The 13,099-nt window shown below is 67.1% G+C and carries 11 protein-coding genes; 9 read left to right on the top strand and 2 right to left on the bottom strand.

The features are described 5' to 3' along the window. The first annotated feature begins 75 nt into the window (after positions 1 to 75). Genes AC1RIF_RS24080 through AC1RIF_RS24070 form a run of 3 tightly spaced genes read left to right on the top strand, consistent with a single transcriptional unit; the run spans position 76 to position 3,704 of the window. A complete protein-coding gene (locus tag AC1RIF_RS24080) occupies positions 76 to 1,692 on the top strand; it encodes a GMC oxidoreductase (protein WP_492603901.1) in 1,617 nt (538 codons plus the stop codon). Between the two features lie 10 nt (positions 1,693 to 1,702). After that, positions 1,703 to 3,004 (top strand): glycoside hydrolase family 1 protein, encoded by a 1,302-nt coding sequence (locus tag AC1RIF_RS24075; RefSeq protein WP_492603900.1) that lies wholly within the window; start codon positions 1,703 to 1,705, stop codon positions 3,002 to 3,004. 49 nt (positions 3,005 to 3,053) lie between these two features. Continuing rightward, complete coding sequence (locus AC1RIF_RS24070) at positions 3,054 to 3,704, top strand: LysE family transporter (protein WP_492603899.1); 651 nt, start codon at positions 3,054 to 3,056, stop codon at positions 3,702 to 3,704. 17 nt (positions 3,705 to 3,721) lie between these two features. Here the strand turns inward: AC1RIF_RS24070 and erm are convergent, their stop codons facing one another. Both erm and AC1RIF_RS24060 read right to left on the bottom strand, forming a co-directional pair. Then, entirely contained in the window at positions 3,722 to 4,522 is an 801-nt protein-coding gene (gene erm, locus AC1RIF_RS24065; RefSeq protein ID WP_492603898.1) for a 23S ribosomal RNA methyltransferase Erm, read from the bottom strand. Positions 4,523 to 4,735: 213 nt separating this feature from the next. Beyond that, positions 4,736 to 5,758: a TIGR03571 family LLM class oxidoreductase gene (locus tag AC1RIF_RS24060; RefSeq protein WP_492603897.1), complete on the bottom strand. Its 1,023-nt coding sequence runs from the start codon at positions 5,756 to 5,758 to the stop codon at positions 4,736 to 4,738. A 79-nt stretch (positions 5,759 to 5,837) separates the two neighbouring features. Between AC1RIF_RS24060 and AC1RIF_RS24055 the strand changes: the two genes are divergently transcribed. From AC1RIF_RS24055 to gad, 6 genes are all read left to right on the top strand, one after another. After that, positions 5,838 to 6,467 (top strand): TetR/AcrR family transcriptional regulator, encoded by a 630-nt coding sequence (locus tag AC1RIF_RS24055; protein WP_492603896.1) that lies wholly within the window; start codon positions 5,838 to 5,840, stop codon positions 6,465 to 6,467. Positions 6,468 to 6,570: 103 nt separating this feature from the next. Then, the gene (locus tag AC1RIF_RS24050) at positions 6,571 to 7,212 is read left to right on the top strand and encodes a hypothetical protein (protein ID WP_492603895.1); all 642 of its coding nucleotides are present in this window, start codon (positions 6,571 to 6,573) and stop codon (positions 7,210 to 7,212) included. Positions 7,213 to 7,440: 228 nt separating this feature from the next. Then, positions 7,441 to 8,721: a metal-dependent hydrolase family protein gene (locus AC1RIF_RS24045; RefSeq protein WP_492603894.1), complete on the top strand. Its 1,281-nt coding sequence runs from the start codon at positions 7,441 to 7,443 to the stop codon at positions 8,719 to 8,721. A 113-nt stretch (positions 8,722 to 8,834) separates the two neighbouring features. Beyond that, a complete protein-coding gene (locus AC1RIF_RS24040) occupies positions 8,835 to 9,575 on the top strand; it encodes a hypothetical protein (protein WP_492603893.1) in 741 nt (246 codons plus the stop codon). Between the two features lie 4 nt (positions 9,576 to 9,579). Next, the gene (locus AC1RIF_RS24035) at positions 9,580 to 11,571 is read left to right on the top strand and encodes a YhgE/Pip family protein (RefSeq protein ID WP_492603892.1); all 1,992 of its coding nucleotides are present in this window, start codon (positions 9,580 to 9,582) and stop codon (positions 11,569 to 11,571) included. An 83-nt stretch (positions 11,572 to 11,654) separates the two neighbouring features. After that, the gene (gad, locus tag AC1RIF_RS24030) at positions 11,655 to 13,031 is read left to right on the top strand and encodes a glutamate decarboxylase (protein ID WP_492603891.1); all 1,377 of its coding nucleotides are present in this window, start codon (positions 11,655 to 11,657) and stop codon (positions 13,029 to 13,031) included. Positions 13,032 to 13,099 lie beyond the last annotated feature (68 nt).

The following is a 13,099-nucleotide window of genomic DNA, read 5'->3' as shown; positions in this document are numbered from 1 at the left end:
ACGTGTCCACCCTAGAGTCCCCACCTGCGAGAGCTCGTCGACCCAGCATCCGACACCGCAACGCAGGGAGCTGCCGTGATCCCCGACCCGAGCCCCACCCCGCGAGTGAGCAGGCGCACGTTCCTCGGCGGCGCGGCAGGCGCGACCCTGGGCGTGGCAGCCGTGACGGCCGCTGCCCCGTCGGCCGCGGCGGCCCCGGCGCGACGCACACCGGTCACCGAGGAACGCCGCCGCGCAGTCGTGATCGGGAGCGGCTTCGGTGGGGCGATCGCGGCGATGCATCTCGGGCAGGCCGGCGTGGACACCCTCGTCCTCGAGCGCGGCATCCGGTGGCCGACCGGGCCGAACGCCGAGACGTTTCCCCGCATGCTCTCCCCCGACCAGCGCTCGGCGTGGCTGCAGCCGCACCCGGTGATGACGGGTGCGCCGCCGGCGGTGTTTCCGCCGTTCACCGGGCTGATGGAACGCATTCCCGGGAACGGGATGGACATCCTGTGCGGGGCCGGCGTCGGCGGTGGGTCGCTGGTGTACCACGGCATGACGATGCAACCGAACGGCGCGAACTTCGCCCGGTCCGTGTCGTCGAGTATCGATTTCGCGCAGATGGATTCGGAGTACTACCCACGGGTGGCGCGCATGCTGCGGATCGCGACGATCCCCGACGACCTGCTGAACAGTCCGCAGTACAGCTCGTCGCGCCGGTTCGTGGAGATGGCGGACGCACAGGGCCTGCACACGTTCCGGGTCCCGATGCCGATCGACTGGGAGTTCGCGCGGCGCGAGCTGCGCGGCGAGATGCGCCCGTCGTACACGACCGGCGACGTCATCTACGGCGTGAACAACGGGGGCAAGTTCTCCGTCGACGTCACGTATCTCGCCGCCGCGGAGGCCACCGGCCGGGTGGAGGTGGCGCCGCTTCATCGGGTCGCCGACATCGAACGCGGCCGGGACGGCTCCTGGTTCGTGCACTGCGACCGCATCGGACGCGACGGCGCGGTGCTCGAGCGCAAACGGATCACCTCCGACGCCCTGCTCCTCGGAGCCGGCTCGCCGGGTACCACACGCCTGCTCGTGAAGGCGAAGGCGAAGAGTCTGGTTCCCGATCTGCCGGACGGTGTCGGCACCGGATGGGGCAACAACGGCGACCGCATCTTCATGGTCACCCGTGCGACGGACAGTCCCGGCGCATGGCAGGGCGGGCCCGCGTGCGTCGGCGTCAAGGACTGGGACAACCCGGCCGGCGCGCTGACGATCGTCCTCGGGCCGGTGCCGTTCCCGTTGGATCTGCACACCACGTCGGTGATCGGGTACGGCGTCGTGGACGGCCTCGGCGTCTGGAACTACGACCCCGGCCGCGACGACGCGGTACTGACGTGGAATCAAGCGTTCGACCGGGGTCTGACGGACGCGATCCGCGCGCGGATCGAGCAGATCGTCGGCGCCGGATTCGGGGTGTCGGCGATCGACGTGAACGCCTTCGACACCAACACCTTCCATCCCCTCGGCGGCGCCCCGTTCGGCTCCGTGTGCGACGACGCCGGACGGGTGCACGGGCAGCGGGGGCTCTACGTCCTCGACGGCGCCCGCATCCCCGGTTCCACCGGTGCATGCAACCCGTCGATGACGATCGCGGCCCTGGCCGAGCACAGCATGGACATCATCGTCGCGCACGACGTCGACGCCGTCTTCTGAGAAGGACCCTATGAAAGCAACGTTGCGCACCGCGATCGTCGCCCTCGCCCTCACACTCCTCGCCGCCCCGACGGTTCAGGCGGACCCGATCGGCGACGACTTCCTGTGGGGCGTGGCCACCTCCGGGTTCCAGTCGGAGGGGTCGTCGCCCGACAGCAACTGGTCGCGGTACTCGGCCTCGGGTAAGACGCACGACAAGATCGGCGATGCGGTCGACTTCCGACACCGCTACGCCGAGGACATCGACAACGCGGCGGCGCTCGGTGTCGACGTGTTCCGCTTCGGAGTCGAATGGGCCAGGGTGCAACCACAGCCGGGTCGGTGGGACGAGACCGAGTTCGCGTACTACGACGACGTGATCCGGCAGATCCGCGACCACGGGATGACGCCGATGATCACCCTCGACCACTGGGTGTATCCGGGCTGGATCGCCGACCGGGGCGGCTGGGCCGACCCGCGCACTGCCGACGACTGGCTCGTCAACGCAGAAAAGGTGGTGGACCGCTACCGGGACGTCGGCGCGATCTGGATTACCTTCAACGAACCCACCACGTACGCGCAGCGCGAGTTGACGTTCGGTGGAATCTCGCTCCTCGACGTTCACAAGATGTTCGACGGCATGACCCGCGCGCACCGCACGATCTACGACCGCATCCATCAGCTCGACCCGACCGCGAGGGTCGGCAGCAACCTCGCGTTCATTCCGGCCGTCTTCGGCATGCTCGACACCCTGTTCGTCGACCGGGTCACCGACAAGCTCGACTTCCTCGGCATCGACTACTACTACGGGGTCTCGCTCGACAACGTCTCAGCGATCGCCGCGGCCACCGACCGGTTCTACGACGTGGTGCCGCAGCCGGACGGGATCTACCACGCGCTCATGGCTTACCACCGGAAGCTGCCGGACATGCCGCTGTACGTCGTGGAGAACGGAATGCCGACCGACGACGGGCAGGCCCGCCCGGACGGTTACACCCGGTCCGACCATCTGCGTGACCACATCTACTGGATCGAGCAGGCCCGAAGCGACGGTGCCGACGTGATCGGTTACAACTACTGGTCCATCACCGACAACTACGAGTGGGGTTCGTACCGTCCACGTTTCGGGCTGTACACCGTCGACGCACTCATCGATCCGACGCTCACCCGGCGCCCCACCGACGCCGTCGACACCTACCGCGGCATCGTCGCTGCCGGCGGTGTCCCCGTCGGCTACACGCCGGTGATGCCGAAGGCGTTCTGCTCGCTGGTCGACCCGCCGGGCAGTTGTCTGGCCGGCAGCTCGTCGGGCAGCGGCTCGGGCGGCTCGTAGCAGCACCCAGCGACGCGCCGCGGCGCGGGCGAGCCTAAGCTTCTCCCCCGTGTCGTGGCAGATGTGGTTGGCATTTTTCGGCGCCAGCTGGGCGATCAGCCTGTCACCGGGAGCCGGCGCGATCGCGTCGATGTCCACGGGGCTGCGGCACGGATTCCGGCGCGGCTACTGGAACATCCTGGGACTGCAACTGGCGCTACTGTTGCAGATCGCCGTCGTCGCCGCCGGCCTGGGCGCGTTGCTGGCCGGGTCGACGACGGCGTTCACGATCGTCAAGTGGCTCGGGGTGGCGTACCTGGCGTATCTCGGGGTCCAGCAGTGGCAGGCCGCGCCGACGCCCATCGACATCGACACCGACACCGACGCCCACACCGACACCGACACCGACACGACGACCCGCTCGACCGCGGCGTCGCTGGTCCTGCGGGCCTTCCTGATCAACATCAGCAACCCGAAGGCCATCGTCTTCATCCTCGCGGTGCTGCCCCAGTTTCTGAATCCGTCCGCCCCGCTGCTGCCGCAGTACGCCCTGATCGCGGCGACGATGGTCGCCGTCGACACCGTCGTGATGACCGGCTATACCGGCCTCGCCGCCCGCGCGCTGCGGTTGCTGCGCTCGCCGCGGCAGCAGCAGATCACCGGCCGCATCTTCGCCGGGCTGTTCTTCGCCGCCGCCGCGGTGCTGGCGACCGCGGTGTGAGGCGTAGTCCCCCATGCCTACCCGAGGAGTCCGGGATCGGCCCGCGCGGCGCCGTCGACGATATCGAACAACTCCACCCAGTGCTCCGCGGCGAGGTTCCGAGGCAGGTCCCGGTCGGTGATCCGGTGGCGGGCCATCCACGCGTCCAGCCGAGCGCCACGCGCGGCCGGGTGCACGGCCCCGATCACCCGCCGGAGCCCCTTCCCCTTCCCGGTGAAGACGCGATGAACGAAGGCTTGATAGCGCCGGCGGCGCGCCATGTCGACCAACGGCCGCACTCGCCGAGTGATCGTCAGCAGCCCGCCGTCGACGCCTGGGCGTGGCTCGAAGGCGGCCGCCGGCACCCTGCGGACGAGGTCGAACTCGAACCATGGCCACCACTGGGCCGTCATCATCGTGGCACCGCCGACCCCGGCTCGACGCCGGGCCACCTCCCACTGCACCAGCACCACGGCCCGAGTCCAGTTCGGTGCATGCAGGATTCGTCGCAGGATCGCGGTGGTGAGATGGAACGGTAGGTTCCCGACCAGTACGTGCGCCGTCCTCGGCAGCCGGTAGGTGAGGAAGTCGGCGCACACGATCCGGGTGGTGCGATCGACCCGTGCCGTCAGCACACGCGTGTTGCGTTCGTCGATCTCGATCGCGGTGAGTGGGCGACGCAGACCCTGGAGCGGGACCGTGAGTGCACCGGTCCCGGCTCCGATCTCCACGACGGGACCGGAGGTCTGGGCGACGAGGTCGACGAAGGATCGGATGACGCGCGTATCCGACAGGTAGTTCAGGCCCAACTCGTGGCGGCCGTCGGTGTATCTGGGCATCGAGGAATCTCCACAGCTTCGAAGGAAGCCGGGCAGCACGAACCGGCCGCTCGGCGAGATCACATCCGGAAGCGGCGGAGCCGTTCGATCGGTCGTCCGCCGCTAGGAGCGGCGGAACTTCGTCATTGCGATGCCACACATGTCGGCGAAGCTACCGCACGACCGGTGTCGCGGCGCAACAGATTTTCGCGGGTCCGCACCCGCGCGCCGTCGTCACCACGTCGGTGCGTGGGGCTGCGGGCCCGCGAGGGCCGGAAAGTGCGGGGCCACCTCCTCGACGAGCTGGGCCACCACCTCGTCGGCGGGCCGAGCACCGTGCTGCACCCCCAGTGCCCCGTGGTTGATGCCGGCATCACGCCAGCGGCCCAGCAGTTCCAGGAGTCCCTCGGTTCCGGTGCGCAGCACCAGCCCGTTGTGCAGCGCGACCGGTCGGGTGTGCGGGTCCTCCGTGAGATCGATCCACTCGTTGGTCGCGACCGGCTTGAACCCCGCACCGAGGATCCGTCCCCGCCACGTACGCACCCTGTCGCCGAGGTCCCTCACCCCCTGCGCCGTCGATGTGTCGCCGGGGTAGATCAGCCAGCCGTCGCCATGCTCGGCTATCCAGTCCGGCGTCTGCTGAGCCGAACCGGTGACCAGGAGCGGAACCCGGGAGCCCACCGGCTTGGGGAGCAGCTCCAGACCCTCGAGCCGTCCCATCCCCGAATCCAGGCTCGGCCGCTGCGATTCGGTGAGTTCGCGGAACCAATGCACGGCGTCCCGGTAGCGCGCACCCCGCGTCTCCCGGTCGATTCCGTATGCGGGGAACTCGGCTGCACGATCGCCCGACGCGGCGCCGAGGACCAGTCGTCCGCCGCTGAGGTGGTCGATCGAGGCGGCCTGCTTCGCGAGATCGATCGGGTGACGCAGCGTGAAGACCGCGCTGCCCGCCGCCAGAGTGAGCCTGCTCGTCCGTGCGGACAGCCACGCCAGATACGTCCACGGGTCGAACACCTGACCCGCGTCCCCGAAGTTCGGATCGAACATCGGTACGTCCCGCACCCAGAGAGCCGCGAGGGCGGACGTGTCGGCGCGTTCGATGATCTCGCCCTGGCCCGCCATCGCACGCATGTCTCCCCGGTACTGCCACAACGGGAGGAACAGGCCCAGCGTCAGTCGGCCCGGAGCGAACATCCGCGTGAAGCCCGGGTGGTCGTCGAGCGCGGGCCGGTTGGCGGACAAGGGAACTGTGTTCACGGAACCTCCACTAGATCGATCGTTCTAGAGGACAGTAGCACGCCCCTAGAACGATCGATCCATCTAGTAGGATTGCACCGTGCAGGAATCAGACCCCACCACCGCCGGACAGCCGAGCCCCGCCGACACCCGCACCCGGCTGGTCACGACCACCGCCGCACTCCTCCAACGCCAGGGTTACGAAGCGACGAGCATCAAACGAATCACGACGGAGGCCGGCGCAACCTACGGTTCGCTCTATCACTTCTTCCCCGCCGGCAAGGAGGAACTGGCCGCCGAAGCGCTGCGTCACGGAGCCGAGGACTTCTCCGACCTGCTACGAAAGGGATTGTCCAGCAACAACGATCCCGCGGCAGCGGTCTCGGAGTGCGCACTACTTCTCGCCGAGACGCTGCGCGAGTCGGACTGGACCGACGGCTGTCCGGTGGCGGCCACCGCACTCGAGATCATCGGCCGCTCGCCACTGATCCAGCAGGCGTCCGACACCGCACTGCACCAGTGGCGCGAGCTGATCTCGGCGAAACTCGCAGGAAGCGGACTTTCCGCCGCGCACTCGACCGCACTCGCCTGCACGATCCTGTCCACGCTGGAGGGGGCCGAACTGTTGAGTCGCGTCTCCGGCGACGACGAGCCGCTCCGGCTCGCGGCCGACCATCTCGCGCTGCTGGTCCGAACCACCGCCGCGACGAGCCGCCCACAGAGCGAGTAGCCCCGCCCCGCCGAAAACCTCATGGGCGTACGGCTATTCGATGTCCCGCACCGAGTTTCCGATTCGACGCTTGCAGAATCGATCGCGACCTATACTGCGGCACATGCTGATTCACCCGACTCTGCGCATGCAATCCTGGGGATTCACGATCGGGTCGCTGCTGTTCGCACTCGGATCCGCGCCGGTGTTGGCATCACAGCTCGGAACGGTCGGCGCCAACACCGCGTTCTTCGTCGGCTCGTGGTTCTTCACTTACGCAGCCTTCCTCCAACTCGTTCTCAGCGGTGCGGCTACCACGACGGTTGCGGGAAGACCGGCGATCCGGGCGGAGTGGCTGGCTGCCGCAACCCAGTTCCTCGGCACCGTCCTGTTCAACATCAGCACCGGGGCGGCACTGCATGCACACACCATCGCGAGCGAGAAGCACTACGTATGGACGCCCAACGCGGAGGGCTCGATCGGGTTTCTGATCAGCAGTTTCCTCGCGATCCTGATGCTGGTGCGCGCCGGACGCTTCTGGGAGCCGCGCTCGCGTGACTGGCAGAGCGGGTGGCTGAACGCCCTCGGCTCGCTCGCCTTCGGCCTGTCGGCGGCCGGATCGTTCATCACCCAGTCGGGCAGCGTCGAGGATGCCGCTCTCGCGAACTCCGGAACCTTCGTCGGCGCGCTCTTTTTCCTCGCGGCATCCGTGATGTTCCTCGGAAAGTCCAGTAGCCCGTCACGCGTTCCCGTCGATGCGAACTGACGACTCACCCTCGAACCAATTGTCCGAAAAAGGATTTCGCGATCAGTTCGTTATCCGGCGGTTCGACGAGCGGACATTCTTGCTCAAATATCCCACCCACCAGCATGTTCGACAGCCGATCGATGTGTGGGGCAGGTCGTACTACGGGTTACGGAAAGGGTGAGATCAGGGATTAGATCCGTCCTGGTTCGACCGTGTCGTAGACGCCCGGTGTTAGCTTGCCGAAGTATGACAACCGTTCCGGAAGAAAAGAAGCGGCTACTGTTTCGCAACGTCCGGGTGTTCGACGGCGTATCCGATCAGCTGACTGCCGGCGATGTGCTGATTGACGGAGACAAGGTCGTCGGCGTGTCCACGGGGCCTGTGGGCGACGAGCCGGGCCGGGAGACCGTCGTCATCGACGGTGGCGGACGTGTGCTGATGCCCGGAATGAGCGATGCGCACGTACATCTCGTCGGCAACGCCAACACGTACGTGGACATGGTGATGGGGACCGAGAGTCACATCGCGCTCAATGGCCTCGCAGAGGCCAAGAACATGCTGCTGCGCGGTTTCACCACGGTGCGCGACATGGCCGGTGACACCGGCAGCATCAAGTCCGTCATCGATCGGGGACTGTTCCAGGGCCCGCGTATCTACCCGTCGCAGGCCGCAATCTCGCAGACCAGCGGGCACGGCGACTTCGGATTCGTCTACGAGGCCCCCACCGGGCTCGGCGGCCGCCAGAGCCGCGCCGAGGAGATCGGCTTCATGCGCGTGGCCGACGGCGTGGACCAGGTCCTCGCCGCGGTACGAGAACAACTGAAGAAGGGTGCCTCGCAGATCAAACTGATGGTCGGCGGTGGTGCCGCCTCGATGTACGACCCGCTGTACACCGTGCAGTTCGTCGACGCCGAACTGCGAGCCGCCGTCGACGCGGCGACCGATTACGGCACCTACGTCGCGACCCACGTCTACAACGTCACCGGTATCCGCCGGGCGATCGATGCCGGTGTCAAGTCGATCGAGCACGGGCACCTCGCCGACGAGGACACCATCGCACTCATGCCCGAGAGGGATGTCTGGCTGTCGATGCAGCCGTTCGCGCTGGGAGATCATCACTACCCGGATCCCACTCGAGCCGAGAAGGACCGCCAGATCTGTACCGGCGTGGACAAGGTGTACGGCTGGGCACGGAAGCACGGGGTGAAGGTCGCGTTCGGTACCGACCTGCTCCTCGAGCCGCAGATCGCCGCTCGTCAGAGCGAGATGGCGGCGAGGCTGGGAGACCACTACAGCAACATCGATGCGCTACGGATGCTGACGTCCACCAACGCCGAACTGTTCCGGCTCGCCGGCGAGCGCGACCCCTACCGGGAGGCGCCGTTCGGCGTGATCGCCGCCGGTGCGTGGGCGGACCTGCTGCTCGTCGACGGCAATCCCATCGAGGACCTGAGTCTGCTTGCCGATCCGGGCAAGAGCCTCTCGGCCATCGTCAAGAACGGTGAGGTCGTCAAGAACTCACTGTGACCGCCGATCTCGGGCAGCGTCACCACCCCCGACGTCGGATCACTCTCAGGCTGGACAGGCAGTACCGGGACACGCGGATGTTCGTCGAACCACGCGAGAATACGGAGTGCACGGTGGTCGAGACACAGATCGAGGGGTATCCCACCCCGCGCGAGGTGATTTCAGGGAATTTGCTGTCTGCCAGAGCGATCGAACTCCACGGCCCCTGGGGCCACGTGTTCGGCCCGCTCGATCTGGATATCGACATCGGCGGCGTGACCGTGCTCGCGGCGCCGGCCGGAGCCGCGCGCACCGCGCTACTGATGGCCCTCTGCGGGCGGATGCGGTTGTCGGGCGGGTCGCTGACGGTTCTCGGTTTCAAGGACAAACCGCATGCGGTGTTCGCCAATTCGGCGATCGCCTGTCTGAACGAACTCGACGAGGTGCGGCCGTCCGTCACCGTCCGCGACCTGGTGACCGAGCAGCTGAGATGGCAGTCCCCCTGGTACAAGCTGGTTCCGCGAGTCGGCTTGACCGAAGTCGAGGCGATGTGCGGCGAGGTCTTCGGGCCGGTACCGCTGCCCGGGCTGAGGGCCTTCGTCGACGATCTCCCCGAGATCCAGCAGCTCCTGTTGCGGATCGCAGTCGCCAACACCCGCAGACCGCGACTGTTGGTGGTCGGCAGGATCGACAAGATCGCCGACGACGTCGAACGGAGCACCATGCTGGAACGCCTCGTGGCGCTGGGCGAGAGCCAGTCGGTGATCACTGCCGACGTGAACCCGTTGCCGACCGACTGCGGCGTCCGCGCCGTCGTCGACATGCACGATCTGCTGGCCGCCGGCGACATCGGCGTGACGAACGAGTCGAGGTAGCCGGATGCTCGCAGGAATATCTCTCGGCAGTGACTCGAAGCGATACTTCCGGGGCACCATGCCACGGATCGCCATCATCACGATCATCCTCATGCCGCTGCTCTACGGTGCGATGTACCTCTGGGCCTTCTGGAATCCGTTCGGTGAGGTGAACAAGATCCCCGCCGCGATCGTCAACAACGACACCGGCCTCACCTCGGACGGTCGGTCACTCGATGCCGGCGACCAGGTCGTGAAGTCGTTGATCGCATCGGGTCAGCTCGATCTCGCGGAGGTGTCCGAGGAGGACGCCGCGAAGGGGCTCGCCGACGGAAAGTACTACTACACGATCACCCTCCCCGCGAACTTCAGCGAAGCCGTCGACTCGCCCAACGGCGACAACCCCCAGAAGGCCGACCTCGTCTTCACATTCAACGACGCGAACAACTACCTCGCGACGGTTATCGGCCAGGATGCGTCGGAGCAGGTGATCAATCAGATCAACTCGACGATCGGCGCGCAGGGTGTCGGCCAGGTTCTCACCGGTCTGCAGAGTGCCGGATCCGGCCTCGAGCAAGCAGCGGCCGGCGCCGAACAACTCACGTCCGGCATCGACCGGGCACACAGCGGCGCCGAGCAACTCGCGTCAGGTGCGCACACGCTCGCCGACAACATGGTCACGGCCAGGAACGGCTCCGACGCCCTGGCCGCCGGCGCATCCCAGCTCGCGACCGCGGTCGACGGAGTTGCCGACCCACTGCTGCGGGCGCTGGACAGTGGCGCACTCCCGGACGTCGGAGGCCAGGTCGCCCAACTCCGGCAGTCGCTCGCCGATCTCGCAGGCCGCGTTCCCCAGTCGGCGCCCCGACCGCAGACCGCGCAGGCGATCGACGACGTCGTCCAGGTGCTGAACACGAGCGCCGACCCGGTGGTGCAGCAGGCCGTCGCCGCACTCCGGCCGCTCACGTCCGCGGTCGCCGCTCCGGTGGCAGCCGAGGACCTGCGCGGAGAACTCGAGGCGTTGCACACCGACGCGCAGGCACTCGAGTATCAGCTGACCGATCCGAACAGTCCCCTGCAGACCGGCCTGACCATGCTGCAGAACGGCGGGATCGCGTCCGACGTCCGCCAACTGCGCGACGGTGCGGATCAGCTCAGTTCCGGGGCCGCCACACTCAGCCAGGGCATGGGTGAGTTGACCGCCGGCAGCTTCCAGCTCGCGACCGGCGCCGATCAACTCGCGTCCGGCACCACCGAGTTGCAGTCCGGGTCGACGGAACTCGCGGACGCGCTGAAGAAGGGCGCCGGCCAGGTGCCGAGCTGGACGGACGAGCAGCGCACCGCGACCGCCGACACGTTGTCGACACCCGTTGCGCTGAAACAGGACTACACAAACGTCGCGCCGACCTTCGGAACGGGTTTCGCGCCGTTCTTCCTGTCGTTGGCACTGTTCGTCGGTGGCATCATCACCTGGATGCTGCTGACGCCACTGCAGTCTCGTCCGACCGTCGGCGGAGTCGGCCTGTACCGCACGGTGCTCGCGTCGTACTGGCCCGCGCTCCTCGTCGGCATCCTCCAGGTGATCGTCATGTACACGGTCGTGCACTTCGGTGTCGGACTCGACGTAAAGCACGTCGGCGGCACGATCCTGTTCCTCATGCTGATCTCCGCGACGTACCTCGCGATGATCCAGGCATTCAACGCCGTGTTCGGAGTCGCTGTCGGCCGCGTGGTCACCCTCGCGTTCCTGATGCTGCAGTTGGTCTCGGCCGGTGGCATCTACCCGGTGCAGACGACCGCGACGCCGTTCCAGATCATCCACCCGTTCGACCCGATGACGTACACGGTGAACGGTCTCCGCCAGCTCACAGTCGGCGAACACGTCGACTCGCGGCTGTGGATCGCGGTGGCCGTCCTCACCGGCATCCTGCTGGCCTGCCTCACCGCCAGCGCGCTCTCGGTCCGCCGCAACCGCCGCTACACGATGGAACGGCTCTACCCGCCTGTGGAGGTCTGATGCCTGACCCCTGACCGTCTCGCTATCGCGCACCGTCTCGACCAGTCCCCCAAGATCGTTCGCACGAAGTATCGGAGGAGAACATGTCCGACAGCTATGTCGCCCCCGCTGAGACACTCGCACCGGCGTACACGGGAAGACTCGGTACCGATCCGATCCCGGCCCTGCGGATGCCCAAAGCCGAGACCGAACCCGAGGCCGCGTACCGGTTCATCCACGACGAGTTGATGCTGGACGGCAGTTCGCGGTTGAACCTGGCCACGTTCGTCACCACATGGATGGATCCACAGGCCGACCGGTTGATGGCGGAAACGTTCGACAAGAACATGATCGACAAGGACGAGTACCCGGCAACCGCCGAGATCGAGACTCGTTGCGTGAACATGGTGGCCGCACTCTTCAACGCCGAGGGGCTGTCCGAGTCCGATCCGACGTCGGCGACGGGCGTCTCGACGGTCGGCTCCTCCGAGGCCGTCATGCTCGCGGGGCTGGCACTCAAGTGGCGGTGGCGGGCGGCGAGGCAGGCTGAGGGCAAGGACTCGACCCGGCCGAACCTGATTCTGGGCAGCAACGTGCAGGTCGTCTGGGAGAAGTTCTGCCGCTACTTCGACGTGGAGCCGAAGTACCTGCCCATGGCGAAGGGCCGCTACGTGATCACGCCTGAGCAGGTCCGGGACGCCGTCGACGAGAACACCATCGGCGTGGTCGCGATCCTCGGCACCACGTTCACCGGAGAGCTCGAGCCGGTCGCCGAGATCGCCGCGGCGCTGGACGAGATCGCGTCCGGTGGCGGACCCGACGTCCCGATCCACGTGGACGCAGCGAGCGGCGGCTTCGTGGTTCCGTTCCTGCATCCGGAACTGCACTGGGACTTCCGGATCCCGCGCGTCGTTTCGATCAACGTCAGTGGGCACAAGTACGGGATGACCTATCCCGGAATCGGTTTCGTCGTGTGGCGCTCGAAGGACCACCTGCCCGAGGAACTCGTCTTCCGCGTCAACTACCTCGGCGGCGACATGCCGACCTTCACGCTGAACTTCTCACGTCCGGGGAACCAGGTGGTCGGGCAGTACTACAACCTGGTCCGACTGGGTGTCGCCGGCTACACGCAGATCATGGAGTCCCTCCGTGACACGGCCCTGATGCTGTCGGCGGAGATCTCGAAGATCGACAACATGCACATCATCACCGACGGCAGCGCAATCCCGGTGCTGTCCTTCGAAGTCGTCGGTAACCCCGGGTTCACGGTCTTCGACATCTCCCACGAACTGCGGGCCCGGGGGTTCCAGGTTCCGGCGTACACCATGCCCGCCGACGCCGAGGACGTCGCGGTGTTGCGGATCGTGTTGCGCGAGGGCTTCAGCCGCGACCTCGCCTGGAAGCTGGCCGTGTCGATCAAGGACGTCATCGCGCGCCTCCGGACGGGTACGGATCACTCCGCGACAGCGTTCGCGCACTGAGGCTGGGCTGGTGGGAGCGGTCACCGTCTCCCACCAGCCCGGGACAGGTGGGTGGCGCCGACGGCGTT

Source organism: Prescottella sp. GW823-FHT02E09 (genome assembly GCF_058797375.1).
Note: the sequence above shows the minus strand (reverse complement) of the source record. Positions and strands in the feature narration are given on the sequence as shown.